This is a genomic window from Tardiphaga sp. (assembly GCF_025356345.1).
Lineage (GTDB): Bacteria > Pseudomonadota > Alphaproteobacteria > Rhizobiales > Xanthobacteraceae > Tardiphaga.
In genome coordinates, this window is sequence record NZ_JANXTC010000424.1 from 1 (window position 1) to 14,077 (window position 14,077).

Annotated in this window: 17 protein-coding genes; 10 read left to right on the forward strand and 7 right to left on the reverse strand. The window is 65.2% G+C overall.

All coding sequences use genetic code 11. The features are described 5' to 3' along the window. Positions 1 to 546: 546 nt before the first annotated feature. Complete coding sequence (locus tag Q0S16_RS26005; RefSeq protein ID WP_295855355.1) at positions 547 to 1,629, reverse strand: MBL fold metallo-hydrolase; 1,083 nt, start codon at positions 1,627 to 1,629, stop codon at positions 547 to 549. Here Q0S16_RS26005 and Q0S16_RS26010 point away from each other — a divergent pair. The 3 genes from Q0S16_RS26010 (at position 1,601) to Q0S16_RS26020 (ending at position 4,673) form a co-directional block, all read left to right on the forward strand. Further along, positions 1,601 to 2,479 carry a LysR family transcriptional regulator gene (locus tag Q0S16_RS26010; protein WP_295855356.1) on the forward strand — a complete coding sequence of 293 codons (879 nt, stop codon included), beginning with the start codon at positions 1,601 to 1,603 and terminating at the stop codon, positions 2,477 to 2,479. The genes Q0S16_RS26005 and Q0S16_RS26010 overlap by 29 nt on opposite strands. Positions 2,480 to 2,501: 22 nt before the next feature. Beyond that, positions 2,502 to 2,672, forward strand: a complete 171-nt coding sequence (locus Q0S16_RS26015; protein ID WP_295855359.1) for a hypothetical protein — start codon at positions 2,502 to 2,504, stop codon at positions 2,670 to 2,672. Between the two features lie 135 nt (positions 2,673 to 2,807). Continuing rightward, positions 2,808 to 4,673, forward strand: coding sequence for a tannase/feruloyl esterase family alpha/beta hydrolase (locus Q0S16_RS26020; RefSeq protein ID WP_295855362.1), 1,866 nt, complete (start codon positions 2,808 to 2,810; stop codon positions 4,671 to 4,673). A gap of 12 nt (positions 4,674 to 4,685) precedes the next feature. Here the strand turns inward: Q0S16_RS26020 and Q0S16_RS26025 are convergent, their stop codons facing one another. Beyond that, positions 4,686 to 5,777: an acyltransferase gene (locus tag Q0S16_RS26025; RefSeq protein WP_295855367.1), complete on the reverse strand. Its 1,092-nt coding sequence runs from the start codon at positions 5,775 to 5,777 to the stop codon at positions 4,686 to 4,688. Positions 5,778 to 6,039: 262 nt separating this feature from the next. Between Q0S16_RS26025 and Q0S16_RS26030 the strand changes: the two genes are divergently transcribed. After that, a complete protein-coding gene (locus Q0S16_RS26030) occupies positions 6,040 to 6,297 on the forward strand; it encodes a hypothetical protein (RefSeq protein ID WP_295855369.1) in 258 nt (85 codons plus the stop codon). A gap of 18 nt (positions 6,298 to 6,315) precedes the next feature. On the opposite strand, the gene Q0S16_RS26035 is transcribed toward Q0S16_RS26030, so the two are convergent. Then, on the reverse strand, positions 6,316 to 6,654 hold the full coding sequence (locus Q0S16_RS26035) for a hypothetical protein (protein ID WP_295855372.1): 339 nt from the start codon (positions 6,652 to 6,654) through the stop codon (positions 6,316 to 6,318). A 252-nt stretch (positions 6,655 to 6,906) separates the two neighbouring features. On the opposite strand from Q0S16_RS26035, the gene Q0S16_RS26040 reads away from it, so the two are divergent. Both Q0S16_RS26040 and Q0S16_RS26045 read left to right on the forward strand, forming a co-directional pair. After that, positions 6,907 to 7,125, forward strand: a complete 219-nt coding sequence (locus Q0S16_RS26040) for a hypothetical protein (protein ID WP_295855374.1) — start codon at positions 6,907 to 6,909, stop codon at positions 7,123 to 7,125. A gap of 105 nt (positions 7,126 to 7,230) precedes the next feature. Beyond that, the gene (locus Q0S16_RS26045; protein WP_295855378.1) at positions 7,231 to 7,413 is read left to right on the forward strand and encodes a hypothetical protein; all 183 of its coding nucleotides are present in this window, start codon (positions 7,231 to 7,233) and stop codon (positions 7,411 to 7,413) included. A 161-nt stretch (positions 7,414 to 7,574) separates the two neighbouring features. Here the strand turns inward: Q0S16_RS26045 and Q0S16_RS26050 are convergent, their stop codons facing one another. Beyond that, entirely contained in the window at positions 7,575 to 9,212 is a 1,638-nt protein-coding gene (locus Q0S16_RS26050) for a hypothetical protein (RefSeq protein WP_295855381.1), read from the reverse strand. A gap of 54 nt (positions 9,213 to 9,266) precedes the next feature. Continuing rightward, a complete protein-coding gene (locus tag Q0S16_RS26055; protein WP_295855384.1) occupies positions 9,267 to 10,559 on the reverse strand; it encodes an adenylosuccinate synthase in 1,293 nt (430 codons plus the stop codon). A gap of 540 nt (positions 10,560 to 11,099) precedes the next feature. On the opposite strand from Q0S16_RS26055, the gene Q0S16_RS26060 reads away from it, so the two are divergent. Further along, positions 11,100 to 11,345 (forward strand): hypothetical protein, encoded by a 246-nt coding sequence (locus Q0S16_RS26060; RefSeq protein ID WP_295855386.1) that lies wholly within the window; start codon positions 11,100 to 11,102, stop codon positions 11,343 to 11,345. A gap of 57 nt (positions 11,346 to 11,402) precedes the next feature. On the opposite strand, the gene Q0S16_RS26065 is transcribed toward Q0S16_RS26060, so the two are convergent. Together Q0S16_RS26065 and Q0S16_RS26070 are read right to left on the reverse strand one after the other, a co-directional pair. Next, a complete protein-coding gene (locus tag Q0S16_RS26065) occupies positions 11,403 to 11,822 on the reverse strand; it encodes a carboxymuconolactone decarboxylase family protein (RefSeq protein ID WP_295855389.1) in 420 nt (139 codons plus the stop codon). After that, the gene (locus Q0S16_RS26070) at positions 11,758 to 12,186 is read right to left on the reverse strand and encodes a MerR family transcriptional regulator (RefSeq protein ID WP_295855404.1); all 429 of its coding nucleotides are present in this window, start codon (positions 12,184 to 12,186) and stop codon (positions 11,758 to 11,760) included. Before Q0S16_RS26070 ends, Q0S16_RS26065 begins: the two co-directional genes overlap by 65 nt. Positions 12,187 to 12,381: 195 nt before the next feature. On the opposite strand from Q0S16_RS26070, the gene ybaK reads away from it, so the two are divergent. From ybaK to Q0S16_RS26085, 3 genes are all read left to right on the forward strand, one after another. Beyond that, positions 12,382 to 12,855, forward strand: coding sequence for a Cys-tRNA(Pro) deacylase (gene ybaK / locus Q0S16_RS26075; protein ID WP_295855392.1), 474 nt, complete (start codon positions 12,382 to 12,384; stop codon positions 12,853 to 12,855). A gap of 83 nt (positions 12,856 to 12,938) precedes the next feature. After that, positions 12,939 to 13,199, forward strand: a complete 261-nt coding sequence (locus Q0S16_RS26080; RefSeq protein ID WP_295855394.1) for a DUF3551 domain-containing protein — start codon at positions 12,939 to 12,941, stop codon at positions 13,197 to 13,199. 117 nt (positions 13,200 to 13,316) lie between these two features. Continuing rightward, on the forward strand, positions 13,317 to 14,077 hold a 761-nt coding region (locus Q0S16_RS26085), incomplete at its 3' end, for a DMT family transporter (RefSeq protein ID WP_295855396.1).

Here is a 14,077-nt window from a genome sequence, read left to right on the forward strand (position 1 = left end):
GATGATGTAGCAGGAACCCAGTAGTGGCGGTCGATCGCCGGTCGGGCGCACTCACCCATGGGTGTATGCACCCTAGCATTCAATAAGATTGATTATCGAAAGTCAGGAAGTCTCGCGAGCGAACCCCGCGCAGATCCAGCCGACGGCCCAGAACGCCAGGAACAGCGCGGCGCCGGCGGCAGCGAAAATACCTGCCAATTCGAGAGCTGGCCGGAGTTCCGCAGAGGCGGATGTAAATCAGCGCCGAAGCGGGACCTCTCGTAGATCCGCTTAAGCAACTGATTTCTGGATGCCAATTCGTTTGAGCAGGGCTCCCGATCGGCGCCGATCGGGACCCCTGCCGAATGCGATATATCTCAGATAAATCAACCATTTATCCTGCGGATCGGCGGGGTCCCGCTTCGGTGCTGCTCCATAGCGGAGCACAGTCCTAACGGCTGTCTGCCAGGCGATTGGTCCCTCAACCGCCCTGATCGGCACCAAGTCGCGCGAGAATTCGTACGGGGCCGCGAATGGATGTGTCGACGGGTCATGCCGGCGCCTCGGTCAGCGCAGTGGCCGCCAATCTTCGGCAAGATAACGGAAGCCAGCGCCATCGCGAACGACATGGCCTATCCCCGGAAACGCCAAGTGCATACCCGCGACACGCAAACGGTCGCCAGCAGCCTGCGCGAAGGTCCGCGCGCGCATGTCGGCCGCGGCGGTCTGGTCGACGTCGAAGCTCAGGCCCCATTCGGGGCGCGGGAATTGATAAGAAGCGACATGAACAATGTCCGCCCAGATGAACACGGCATCGTTGCTGGAGCCCAGGATGAAGCCGGTATGGCCCGGAGTGTGGCCGGCCAATGCGACGGAGCGAATTCCCGGAATTGGCTCGGTCCCAGGCATGAAACGGGTGATACGCTGGCGATAGGCACCCAGCGCCTGGTTCGCGACGCTGATCATCGGCCGCATCGCCGCCGGCGCCCGGGCCGCCAAGCCGGGATCACTCCAGAATTGCCATTCGGGCTCAGCAACCAGGATCTCGGCATTCGGAAACACCGGCTGGCCGTCGGCGTCGAGCAGTCCGCCACAATGATCCGTGTGCAGATGAGTCAGCAATACCGCCGCGACGAGCGCGGGATCGAGACCGGCTGCGCGCATTTCGGCCGGCAATCGCCCCAGCGTATCGCCGCGAGACGGTCCGACCCCGGCATCGATCAGGATCAGACGGCCGCCGGCTTCGACCGCGAAGGCATTGACCGCGGTCGGCAATGGTCCGGGCGTGAGAAACGCCGCATGGGCGAGTTCGGAAGCATGCTGTTCCGTCGCCGCTGGGAACAACGTATGCGCGAGATTGAGGTAACCGTCGCACAGCGCGGTGATTCGCAAGCCGTCGACTGACAGGCGATAATGCGCGGGCGCCTGGCGGGCAATGACCTCCGAGGTTGCTCGAGCTTCGACCGAAGCGGTCAAGACCGTCGCGAGCGCGGCAGCTTCGAATTGGCGTCTTGTCATCACGGGGCCTCTCCATCGAACATTTACCAATAGGAGATGGACAGTCCGGATTGCCTGCCGCAACCTCGCTTTTGAAAAGCGGTTTTCCAAATCCGGTGTGAACATGAGCTGGCCTGACATCGAAGCCTTCATCGCCGTCGCCAAGCAGACGCGGTTGACGCGCGCGGCCGAGCGGTTGGGCACATCGGTGCCCACATTGCATCGGCGAATCTCCGCGCTGGAAACAAGAATCGGGGTGCCGCTGTTCGTGCGCACCAACCGTGGCCATGGACTAACCGAAGCCGGTCAGCGGCTGCTGGCATCCGCGGAAGCGGCGCAAGCCGCCATCGGGGCCTTTGAGCAAGCGGCTGCGACGGCGCGGGTGTTACCCGAAGGCACCGTGCGGATCGCCGCGCCAGACGCTATCGTGCTGTATCTTCTCGGTCCGCGCACCGCCGCGCTGCGCGGTTCGGCCCCCCATCTCGTTCCAGAGTTTCTTTCCTCGCCCAGTCGCGCGCGATTGCTGGAGCGCGAGGCTGACATCGCCGTTCGCCTGTCGGATCCGGGGGAAGACTCGCTGTTCGCGCGCCGCATGGGGACCGTTCGGTTCGGGCTCTACGCACCCGAAGGAGCGACCTCGATCCACGAAGCTACGCTCACTGCCGAAGGTGTTTTACAGGTGCCATGGATAGGCTGGACGGAGAATCTGTCAGCGATTCCCGCGGCTCGTTCCATGGAGCAATTGACCAGCTCATCGAACAAAATGGCCGCGGCCAATGCTCTGCCTCAGCAGCTCGCACTAGCGAGGGCATTGAACGCGGCGATCCTGCTTCCAGAATTTGTCGCCGAGTCCGAGAACGGGCTGCGGCGGGTCGCCGCCGCGCCGTGGCCGCTGCTCGAAGCGCCGATCTGGCTTGTCGTCAACTCCGAAGTGCGGGGATCTCCCACGGCAGAGGCGATAGTTTGCTGGATCGAGGATAGCCTAGTCACCCACTTCAAATAATTCGATGCGCCGATCTTTGGCAGTGATAGCTTGGCGAGCAGCGGATGACGCTACGCTGATCTGGCTGACCATGACCTACGCGCCGCGGACAATGCACGGCGAGGAGATCGGCGTGCTCGGCTTCTCGGTGATCACGGCCGCCGCGCACGTCGTCATCGTCACCCGGGCGGCGAAGGTCGGTCGGGCGCAATAGCGAGCGTCGATGCTTCGATGCACCGCGCCGACCCGCCTTAACATTATGTTACGCCCCGGCAATGTTTTGGTAGTTGCGTGCCGGCGCGAACTGTTGAAATTCAAGGCAACAACAATAATATTTTGGGGAAACGCCATGCCGACCACCTACATCGCCGGTGATTTCAATCGCGCGCGTTCTGGCGCAGGCCGGTTTGCCGGGATCGCCTGGCTGGTGGCCACATGCCTCACCGCCGCGCCCGCGACCGCCCAGCAGCTCGGCTGCGACGACGGCCTCAAGACCGCGTTCCGCGCCGAGGCCACCACGGTGGTAGCCGTCCGCGCCATCCGGAAGGGCGAGGAGCTGCTGGCGCAGGATTCGCCAAAGCCGATCATCGCGGCGGCCGATCTGTGCCTGGTCAAGCTGCTGGTCGGTCCCGGGACCACGGCGGAAAAGGACAAGAACGCAAAATCCTGGTCCGAAGGCATCGGCATCGAGGTCTGGCTGCCCAGTCCGGCGAACTGGAACGAGCGGATCCGCAACTATGGCGGCGGCGGCTGGGTCGGCGGCGGTCACCGCACCGAGGGCAAGATCGGCAGCAAGGTGCCGGCGCTGGTCAATGCCAATATGGGCTACGCGTCCGGCACCACCGACGCCGGGCAGCCCTGGTACCAGGACGGCTCGTTCACCTTTCTCTCCGACGGCAGCATCAACGTCGAGGGGTTTCGCGATTTTTCGGTGCGCGCGATGGTCGAGCAGGCGGTCAAGACCAAAGCGCTGGTCAGCCTGTATTACGGCAAGCCGCCGGCGTTCAGCTATTATGACGGCCATTCGCAGGGCGGCCGCCAGGGCATGAAGATCGCCCAGGAATATCCCGAACTCTATGACGGCTACATGATCGCGCAGCCGACCATGAGCACGCCGATGCATTCCACCGTGGCGCTGTATCCGCAGCTCGTGATGAAGACCGAGCTGGGCTTCACCGCGCTCGACCGGCCGAAGGCCGCGGCCTTCGCGGCCAGGGTCGACGCCGCCAACAAGCGCGCCCTCGCCGCCTGCGACAAAGCCGGGCTCGGCTTCCTGCTCGATCCGTTCGCCTGCGATTACGACCCGGCGCGCGATGCCGCCGCGCTGTGCAGCGGCGAGGCCGGGCAAGGCGTCACCGGCCGCAATGAGGACGCGGCGACCTGCATGACGCTGAAGGAAGCGCTCGCGCTCGACCGGATCTGGTACGGCGCCACGCCGGACGGCAGCTACGACGCCGCGCAGAGCACCGACAGCCGCGGCGGCAAGAGGCTCGGCGCGAAGCAATTGTGGTGGACGTTTACGAAGACCACGGCGATATCAGGCCAGATCACCGGCGCCTCCGCCGACGGCGTCGCCCTGGCGCTGCGGGATATCCGCTATGCCGCGGACGCCAGCGGCAGCACCGCGGCCAACATTCCGTTCAGCCATGTCGCCATCAGCGAGCGCAACAAATGGCGCGAGCTGGATTATGCCGGGCTGGCGGATGCGCTCGGCAGGAATGTCGCGCTGCAGTCGACGCTGTTCAGCAACTTCATCACCGACCGTACCGACCTCGGCAAGCTCCGCGACCTCGGCCGCAAGGTCATTGTCTATAGCGGGCTGGTGGACGACGCGATCCCGCCAGCCGGCAACGTCTATTATCACGAGCGCGTGGCAGCGGCGATGGGCGGCCATGGCGAGGTACAGAAATTCATGCGGATGTATCTGCTGCCGGGCTCGGCGCATTCGTCGCAGGGCCGTGCCTATACCGTGACGGGCAACAATGATTCCGTACCGCTGCCGAAACTGCCCGGCAACGCCAACCAGACGCCGACCCGCGAACAGGACCAGTTCTTCACGGCGCTGACCGACTGGGTCGAGAACGGCACGGCGCCGGGCGAGATCATGGTCACGTCGCGCGACAACCGGCTGAGCTATCCAGCCTGCGTCTACCCACTGCGTACCACCTGGAACGGCGGGCCGACGCCGCGGCCCGGGAGCTATGGCTGCAAGTAGCGCCCTACAGCACTAAGGCAATTTCGGTGTCGCGACCGGGATAATGATATTGCGCAACGACATCGCCGCGCGTTCGATGCTGGCGATGATCCGCCACTTGCGCGACAGCAGCGGCTTCTCGACGAAGGTCCAGGAAATCCACGCGCAGGCGACCGACAGCGGCAGCACCGCCGCGACATAGACAGGCATCGTCGTCGCCTCGCCGAGACCATGATGCAGCGCCTGCAGGATCGGGAAGTGAAACAGGAAGACGCCGTAGGAGAGATCGCCGAACGGCAATCTCGGCGGGTTGGTCAGGCCGAGCCACACCGTCGCATAGGCGACCGGGAAAGCGGCCAGAAACGACGTCTCGCGGTAGCTGAGCAGCGCCCCTGCCAGCACCACGCAGAGCACGAACAGCCGGCCGTCGGACGCGATTCGGTCGCGATACAGATAGGCCGCGACGCCGGCCATGAAGGAAAACACCAGCACCCTGCCGCCCAGTTGCGCATAGGGGCTCTGGTCGCCGGCGCTGATCGAGAACACGGTCATCGCGATCGCGCCGATCATCAACCCACCGACGAACACGGCCGGTCGGCGCGTCAGCCCGACCAGCGCCAGCACCATCAGCGCCAGATAGCATTCCAGCTCCGAGGGGATGGTCCAGAGCTGCGCATTGATCATCCGGCCGTCGAACACGCCGGGCAGCGTGTAATGGATGAAACCCACGATATTGAGGAAGTACGCATAGAATTCCGCCGAGCTGAAATACACCGCCAGCGGCAACACCGTGAAGATCGTGCCCAGAAACAGCGCCACCAGAACGGTCTCGAAAGCCAGCGCCGGAATGATGCGCAGCAGCCGCAACATCGCGAACTGGTGCAGCCTGGTTCGCCCCAGACTGCCGGCGACCAGAAATCCGGACAGCGCGAAAAACATCGGCAGGATCGCGGCCGATAATGCCCGCCACGGCCCGGCCCAGAACAGCCGGTTTGAATCGTCATAGTTCGAGACGGCGTAGCAGTGCCAGACCAGCACGGCGAGCGACAGACCGATCCGCAGATGGTCGAACCCGCTAGGAGCGCCGTTCGCGATCTTGATCCGCTGTTCGAATGAGCCGCGCATACCCGCCACCTCGCTGCAATTGGATGGCGGGAGCTTGCCGGGCGACACGCGGCCCGTCAGAGTCGTGCGTTACTAACACGAACTTCGCTGGCGTGCGAAACCTATGGTGCCATCGTCTGGCGGCGCGAATGTCGTGCGCGGCGGATCATGATACGCTGATCCACCCCGCGGCCCGCGCACGCGGAATTGAGTCGTCGTTAACCTTCGCGGGCTAGCCTCGCAGGCAGGGTTGCGGCTGCGAGGTGCTATCGTGCGTGTTGGGATGATCGTATTCAGTGCTGTCATGGCGATGACGGCGTCGGCTGATGCCGCGGACTATCGCGATGCGCGTCATCCTGCGCGGCGCCCGGTCCTGTACGTTCCGATTCATTCCGGCATTCGGCCGGCGCCGCCGCTCTACATCGTCGCGGCGCCGTCACGTTATGTGGAAGATACCCGCACCGGATATCCCGGCCGCTGGGTGGTCACCCAGCCCAGCCTGGTGGAGCAATTGTTCGGGACACGGCTGGACTACGAATAGAACGGCCCCAGCTCGGGCTCATCCCGCCACCGGCTCGTCCTCGATGCGCACCAGCACGACTTCGAGCGGGACGTGCGGCATTTGCGCGACCTTGCCCCAGCAGATCGCCGTCGAGTCGCGCGAGGTTCCGGCGAACTCGAAATCCAGTTCGTCCGCGCCGAGTAGCGCGACCTGACCTTCGGCGTAACGCCGGGTCGAAATCCGGGCCTCGAAGGTGTCGCCCTTCTGGATGAAGGAGCCGCTATATTCCAGGATCGTGTCGCGTCCGAACAACCGTCCATCGGTGATTTCGACGACGCCGACGCCGTCGGAGCGGTCGGTTTTGTACCACGCGGAATATTTGCCATCAGGGAGCATCTGTATACCTTTCGTTATGCCCCTGCGTAGCCCACGGCTGTTTTCATTGGGTGAAGGCTTTAGCTCGCATTTGAACGATCGGTCGCAATTGTGCACCGGTCATTGCGCTGGCTGCGACGTCGCGCCGGATGCGAAAACGTTCAGCACGCCCCCCGTCAATTCAATGTCAGCAAACGTCATCGCGGCTTCATGCGACTGACTCAGATCAGCCCCAATGCGCCGCCACGTTCCGCGGCAACCAGGGAGTGCCGCATGACCACTATTCCAACCTCGAAATTCGATCCGCATTATGTCGCGGTGTTGCGTGAGGTGCTGGAGATCGCGGTCGGCGAGATCGCCGCGGAGCATCGCACGCCAGCCACCAAGGCGATGATGGCCGAGACCATTGTGCGCCATGCCGCCGAGGGCGTCACCGATGCCGGCGATCTGGTGTCGCACGCGGTACGCGCCGGCGCCGGGGGCGCGCCATAATTGAACGGCGCGGGACCGCGCGGCGCCACCGAATGACACCGGTGTCGCCACGGCTTTGCCCGAAAGCGCGGCGAAGTTCTCGATCGGGGCACGACGGAGCGAGACATGTCAGTGGATTATTTCAGGGACCAGGCCGATGATTGCAGCCAGAAGGCGCGCACCGAGGCGGATTTCGAACTGCGTGAGTTGCTGTTCGACCTGGCGCTCGACTATCGCGTCAGGGCGCTGATGGCCGAAGCCACCGGCTGGCGCGACGCGCCACGCTATTTCGAGCAGCCCCGCGCGTAAGCGCTCTCGACAATTCCACCATAAGCGACGGCATGGCCGGGCATGTCCCGGCCATTATCTTGTCCGATACGCGGCGCGCCACGTCCAATTGGGCGCGATCCATCGCGTCCGGGACACGGCTCAGCATTGCAATCCGAACAGATCATTGCCAGCAACCGGCGCTATTCGCCCCAGGCGGCGAAGGCGTCGTTGAAGGCGCGTTCGCCGGGCGAGCCCTTCTCGATCGCGATAATGGCGCGGCGCTGGTTGGTATAGACCAGCGGGATGTCGAACCACGACCGCTCTTTCAGCAGTTGCAGGTTGCGGACGCGGTCGCTCTCGACATTGCTGAGGCCCACCAGGAAGAAGCCATCGGTGACCTTGACCGCGAGCCCGGCCAACGGCGTGCCGCGGGCCTGCTCGTTGGACTTCATCAGCACGCCCGGCACGTTGGCGACGCCGCCGCCGACGAAGTCGGTGGGCAGCACGAAGGTCAGCTCGGCGGTGTGGCTGGCCGGCAGCGAGGTGTCGGTGTTACGGCGGAACGACATCGTCATCTTGAACTTGCGCTCGGGGATCTCGATGTCCGCGCGCACCGCGATATCGCCGGGCTTGCCGCCCGAGGCCTTGATCTGCTCGGTGCGCCATACCACCGTGCCGACATATTGCTTGCCCTTCGGCTCGGCCGGATCCTCGTCATACAGCACCACGCGCTGCGCCACCGGCGCGACCTGGTCGGACGAGCCGGGCTGGCCGACGCGGTCGGCGATCTTCGGCCGCGGCGACAATGGCGCGTCCTTGTTGGTATCGACCGCCACCGGCGTCGAGGAGGAGCCGAGCCCGCGCAGCGACTTCAGCAGCCCCGGTCCGGCGACGAAGGCCAGGCCAACCACAATCAGCAGGATCGCGATGATGATCGCGGACTTGAACGGAAAACCGCCGCTCTCACGCCTGGTCCGTGTCGCCTTCGGCGACTTGCCGTTTTTCGAGGGCGGTTCGCGCAGCCGCGAGATCGGCGGCGGATCGTCGTCCTCGGCCATCGGGTTGTTGTAGCCGTAATTCTCGCCGCGATCGTCCATGCTCGGCTCGAGCCGGTCGAGTTCCGGCGTCTGCGACGGCACGTTGGCGTAGCTCTTGCGCGCGGCGCGGTTGGCCTGCGCCGCGGCGCGGCCGAGGTCGTCGACATCGGCGGTGACATCGCGAAAGCCACGCATCGCGGCGGCGCCCGGCGCGGGCGGCGGCGTATTGTTGTCGAAGCGGCGCGGACCGCCGGTGCGCTCGCGGGTCGGCGGACCGTTCGACGCCTGATTGGGATCCGGGTTGTTCGCGGCCGGCGGCGCCGACTGCCGCGGAATCGGTGGCGGATCGACGCGCAGATTGCGTGGCGAACGCTCGGGCGCGCGCTCCTCGGCGCGGTTTTCCGGGCGGTCGCGCGACCCGGGCGGGGTCGGCACGATCGGCTGGCGGCCGCGCGGCGAGGCGTCGGCGGGGTCGACCGGACGGGCATTGCCGCGCGTGGTGTTGCGAAACGAATCGCCGGCGCGTGGCTTCGCATCGCTCTTGGATTCGTTCTTGGCATCGCTGCCGCGGGTCAGATCGCGGGCGCGCTGCGCCGCCTCGGACTCGACTTTTCGCACGGCTTCTTCGAGCGACAGCCGCTCCCGCGTGATCTCGGACTCGCTGAGCGGCGGCTCGACGCTGCGCAATTGCGCGATCAGGGCCGTACGCGCGCGCTCATAGAGCGCACGCCGGCTCTCTCCGGGGGCACTGGGATCCAGTCCGGAGATGGCTCGGGCAATCAGCGGGTAGTAATCAGCCATCGATACTCAGCTCTGCGGATTCGCTCACTTTGAACGAATTCCGGTAATAGTTCGTTAAGCCTCAAACGGATTTTGTACCAGAATAGTATCTTCGCGTTCCGGGCTGGTGGAAAGCAAAGCAATCGGGCAACCAACCAGTTCCTCGACCCGACGGACATACTTGATCGCCTGCGCCGGCAGATCGGCCCAGGAACGCGCATTGGCGGTCGGTTCCTTCCAGCCTTCGATGGTCTCATAGACCGGCACGATGCGCGCCTGGGCGCCCTCGCCGGCCGGCAGATAATCGATCTCCTTGCCGTCCAGCATGTAGCCGACGCAAACCTCGATGGAATCGAAACCATCGAGGATGTCGAGCTTGGTCAGCGCCAGCCCATGGATGCCGCAGGTGCGGACGGTCTGCCGGACCAGCACCGCGTCGAACCAGCCGCAACGGCGCGGGCGGCCGGTATTGGTGCCGAATTCGCGACCGCGTTCGCCGATCTTGCGACCGATCTCGTTGTCGAGTTCGGTCGGAAACGGACCGGCGCCGACCCGCGTGGTGTAGGCCTTGCAGATGCCGAGCACATAGCCGACCGAGCCCGGGCCCATGCCGGTGCCGGTGGCGGCCTGCGCCGCCACGGTGTTGGACGAGGTGACATAGGGATAGGTGCCGTGGTCGACGTCGAGCAGCGCGCCCTGCGCGCCCTCGAACAAGATGCGCTTGCCCTCGCGACGCTTCTGGTCGAGCAGCCGCCACACCGCTTCGGCGTAAGGCAGCAGTTCCGGCGCCAGCGCCATCAGGCCCTTCTGGATCTCGGCGCCATCGAATTCCGGCAGGCCAAAACCACGGCGCAGCGCATTGTGATGCGCCAGCAGCCGGTCGATCTTGTTCGGCAGCGTGTCGGGATCGGCAAGATCCATCAGCCGGATGGCACGGCGGCCGACCTTGTCTTCATAGGCCGGGCCGATGCCGCGCTGGGTGGTGCCGATCGCGTTCGCCTTGCTGGCGTTTTCGCGCAGCGAATCGAGTTCGCGGTGCAGCGGCAGGATCAGCGTGACGTTCTCGGCGATGCGCAGATTGTCGGGACCGATATGCACACCCTGGCCGCGCAACCGGCCGACTTCGTCGAGAAATGCCTGCGGGTCGAACACCACGCCATTGCCGATGACACCGAGCTTGGAGGGGCGCAGCACGCCCGACGGCAGCAGCGCCAGCTTGTAGGTGGTGCCGTTGATGACCAGCGTATGGCCGGCATTGTGACCGCCCTGGAAGCGGGCGACGATGTCGGCCTGCTCCGACAACCAGTCGACGATCTTGCCCTTCCCCTCGTCGCCCCACTGGGCGCCGACGACGACAACATTAGCCATTTCGAGGTAGTCCCCTGCAAATCACTTCGTGGCGCATGACAGCCACGGGAAAACCGGTTTCCCGTGTCGCAGGTCATGCCAGAGCGCCCAGCCAAACGCGACCGCGGCCGCTCGCATGCGAGGCCTCACGGGGATAACGGATGCAGGCCGGCGACGCAAGCGGCAACGGTCTCGAAATGCCGTCGGGAAATACCTAGCAAACCCTTGAAATTCCCCAAAAATTCCGAATGGCTTGGCGTGGATTCGCGGCCGCGCGGGGTTATCTTTTGGACAGGTTGGCGGAGAAGCCGCGACGAACCGGCGGATCGGCGCGGCCCACTTGGCCGCGCGTTGGCGCGATCGCTCGTTCACGGGCGGGAGCGCCGTCCACCGCGAGCGCCCACCGGATCACCAGCCTGCGGTCGCCCGTTCGAGGTGTGGATCGCGGCGGGCCAACGGGGCAGTAAGGTTGATCGGTTAGCTTAACGGCAATCTGGCATTGCGTCCGAACCGGCGCCGGGTAGCTTGCGGGGGTCATGCACCGGGTTCCGTGCGGCAAGGGTGCTTGGCACCGCCGGCGCGCCCGGCATCGCCGCTCAGCGCAAGGTCGAGTTCACCATGTTTGCCCTCCGCGAGGATTATCAACGGATTTTGCGACTGCGCCCGCGTCCGGCCTGGGCGTCGGTGTGGCACCTGTGGCGGGTCGCGATCCCGCGCCGGTCGATCGCCGGTCGCCTGGTCCATGGCCAGGTCTGGCGGCGGCATGACGGCCGCCGCTGGATCTACAAGAAGTTCATCGAGCATTGAGGCCGGCGCCTCAAACTATTTGAACCGCGTCCTGAACGCCGTTACGTAGCATCCTTGTCATGCCGCCTGGCCTTCTTCCCTCGGATGCTGCGCGGCAAACACTTCCTTCGCCGCGAACAGGCCATTCAGCGCCGCCGGAAATCCCGCATAGACGGCCATCTGCATGACGATCTCCACGATCTCGTCACGGGAGAGCCCGACATTGAGGCCGGCCTGGATATGCACCTTCAGTTGCGGAGCGGCGTTGCCCATCGCCGTCAGCGCCGCGATGGTGGCGATCTCACGGGCGCGCAGGTCGAGACCGGGGCGCGAATAGATGTCGCCGAACGGAAACTCGAGCAGGTAAATGGCGAAGTCCGGCGCGATATCGGCCAGCGCTGCGACGACCTTCTCGCCGCCCTCGCCGTCGATCTCAGCCAGCGCGCGTCGCCCGCGTTCGAGCCGGCTTTCGCCGGCGCTGTGGTGATTTTGCGTCATGGTCCTTCATCCTCTGTTGCTCGCCGGCGTAGCCGGCGATCTTGGTATCGAGGACGAGAAGGGTAGCCCGCAGCTCAGCGACATGCGCACGAACCCGGTCGCGGTGCTGCGCCAGCAATTCGCGCCGCTCCGCCTCCGTGCCGACGCCGCGTTCCCGCAAGGCCGCATAACGCAGCATGTCGCGGATCGGCATCCCGATCGTCCTGAGACGGCCAAGGAATCCGATCCAGACCAGGATCGATGCGTCGTAGTCCCGCTGGCGCGATCGGTCCCGGTCGGCATAGGGCAGCAGCCCGATCCGCTCGTAATAGCGGATGGTGTGGGCCGACAGTCCCGAACGCCTTGCCAGTTCGCCGATCTTCATGAGCACCTTGTTCTCGCCACGACGCGGAGACAGATACGAGTTGGAGCGCACTCCAAGTCAAGGGGCGGTTTGTGGCCGGCCTATTTGGCGCGGCCGCCGGTTTCTGTCGTCTCGATAATGGCGTAAGTGACAAGGCCGATGACGGCCTCCCCGATGTTCGCGGAGCCAATATGGGGCGGCGAGGACGGGGGCCGGATGTCGAAGATCACACGGGCGACGCAGGCGCTGGGCAAGGCCGGCATAGCGTTTACGCTGCACAGCTACGACTATGACGCCGATGCCGCGAGCATCGGCCTGCAGGCGGCGGAAGCGCTCGGCATCGCGCCGCGGCGCATGCTGAAGACACTGATGGCCGAGGTCGACGGCCAGCCGGTCTGCGTCGTGGTGCCCTCCGACAAGGAGGTCAGCATGAAGAAGCTGGCCGTCGCCTTCGCCGGCAAGACGGCCAGGATGATGCGGCCGGCGGATGCCGAGCGCCTCACCGGCTATCATGTCGGCGGCAACAGCCCGTTCGCGCAGAAGAAGAAGGTCCGCACCGCCATCGAGGCCGCGGCGCTGGGCGAAGCGACGGTCTATCTCAATGGCGGCCAGCGCGGGCTGCAGATCGAGATCGCCCCCGAAGCCGCACGGGAAGCGCTGGCGGCGATCGCGGCGACGCTGACAGAATAACGCGGCGCGGCTTGTTTGCCTCGCTGCCGACAGGAACGCCTGCTTCACTGGCGAATGATCGAAACCAACAAGGGAGAGCCGACATGCGTTCATTTCTGGCAGCCGCCGCCATCTTCATCGCATTCGGCGCCGCGCCGGGCCAGGCCCGCGACTATCCGTGGTGCGAGCGCACCTCGTTCAACGGCTTCAATCCGAGCTGCTCGTTCACCTCCTATCAGCAGTGCATGGCGACGGTGAGCGGACAGCGCGGCGACTGCATCCTCAACCCGCGCCTCGCCTTCGATCAGCAGAACCGGCGCCGGGCGCGCGACCGCCAGGACAATGGCTGGAACTTGAACCGGTAGGCCGGCGGGGCTTGAACCAGGGTGCAATTGCGTGTCTGACAGGGCAACAGGGCATCCCAACGATCAGGCGGAACCAGCCGCTTGATCGGAAGCCCGCATGGCAAGTCAGGCCTTCCGATGTCCGCGCGCCCACTTCCCGCCGAACCCACGCCATTCGGCTGGCTGCTCAACCAGCCCTATCTGCTGCTCAGCCTGACCTCGCTGTTCTGGGCCGGCAACGCCATTGTCGGCCGCGCGGCCGCCGGCCACATCCCGCCCTTTACGCTGTCGTTCCTGCGCTGGACCCTGGCGACGCTGATCCTGCTGCCGTTCGGGTGGCGGGCGCTGAGGCAGGACTGGCCGCTGATCCGGGCACGGCTGGGCTTCATGGTGTTTCTGTCGGTGATCAGCATCGGGCTGTTCAACTCGCTGCAATATTGGGGGCTGGAATACACCACCGCGCTGAACTCGCTGCTGCTGCAGTCGTCGGGGCCGCTGTTCGTGGCGATCTGGTCGCTGCTGGTGCTGCGCATCCGGCTGACGATGGCGCAGGCCGGCGGCATCGCGGCGTCGATGCTGGGGGTGCTGGTGATCCTGCTGCAGGGCAATCTCGCGGCATTGTCGGCGATCCAGCTCAACAAGGGCGACCTGCTGTTCCTGCTGGCGATGGCCATTTTCGGGCTCTACGCGGTGCTGACGCAGAAACGGCCGGCGATCCAGCAATTGTCGTTCCTCACTTTCACCTTCGCCTGCGGCGCGCTGTGCCTGGTGCCGGCATTCCTGTGGGAATGGCTGACCCGCCCGCCGCTGGACTTCAACGTCGCGACCGGGCTGTCGCTGGCCTATGTCGCGGTGTTTCCCTCGGTGCTGGCCTATACGTTCTATAATCGCGGCATCGC

What these genes read in the sequence shown, in the direction of transcription:
- Q0S16_RS26005 (WP_295855355.1), bottom strand. Translation starts at nt 1,629, where the DNA reads ATGAAGGCTTCGATGTCAGGCCAGCTCATGTTCACACCGGATTTGGAA.
- ybaK (WP_295855392.1), top strand. Translation starts at nt 12,382, where the DNA reads ATGTCGAAGATCACACGGGCGACGCAGGCGCTGGGCAAGGCCGGCATA.
- Q0S16_RS26070 (WP_295855404.1), bottom strand. Translation starts at nt 12,186, where the DNA reads ATGAAGATCGGCGAACTGGCAAGGCGTTCGGGACTGTCGGCCCACACC.
- Q0S16_RS26065 (WP_295855389.1), bottom strand. Translation starts at nt 11,822, where the DNA reads ATGACGCAAAATCACCACAGCGCCGGCGAAAGCCGGCTCGAACGCGGG.
- Q0S16_RS26080 (WP_295855394.1), top strand. Translation starts at nt 12,939, where the DNA reads ATGCGTTCATTTCTGGCAGCCGCCGCCATCTTCATCGCATTCGGCGCC.
- Q0S16_RS26010 (WP_295855356.1), top strand. Translation starts at nt 1,601, where the DNA reads ATGAGCTGGCCTGACATCGAAGCCTTCATCGCCGTCGCCAAGCAGACG.
- Q0S16_RS26055 (WP_295855384.1), bottom strand. Translation starts at nt 10,559, where the DNA reads ATGGCTAATGTTGTCGTCGTCGGCGCCCAGTGGGGCGACGAGGGGAAG.
- Q0S16_RS26045 (WP_295855378.1), top strand. Translation starts at nt 7,231, where the DNA reads ATGTCAGTGGATTATTTCAGGGACCAGGCCGATGATTGCAGCCAGAAG.
- Q0S16_RS26035 (WP_295855372.1), bottom strand. Translation starts at nt 6,654, where the DNA reads ATGCTCCCTGATGGCAAATATTCCGCGTGGTACAAAACCGACCGCTCC.
- Q0S16_RS26025 (WP_295855367.1), bottom strand. Translation starts at nt 5,777, where the DNA reads ATGCGCGGCTCATTCGAACAGCGGATCAAGATCGCGAACGGCGCTCCT.
- Q0S16_RS26030 (WP_295855369.1), top strand. Translation starts at nt 6,040, where the DNA reads ATGATCGTATTCAGTGCTGTCATGGCGATGACGGCGTCGGCTGATGCC.
- Q0S16_RS26040 (WP_295855374.1), top strand. Translation starts at nt 6,907, where the DNA reads ATGACCACTATTCCAACCTCGAAATTCGATCCGCATTATGTCGCGGTG.
- Q0S16_RS26020 (WP_295855362.1), top strand. Translation starts at nt 2,808, where the DNA reads ATGCCGACCACCTACATCGCCGGTGATTTCAATCGCGCGCGTTCTGGC.
- Q0S16_RS26050 (WP_295855381.1), bottom strand. Translation starts at nt 9,212, where the DNA reads ATGGCTGATTACTACCCGCTGATTGCCCGAGCCATCTCCGGACTGGAT.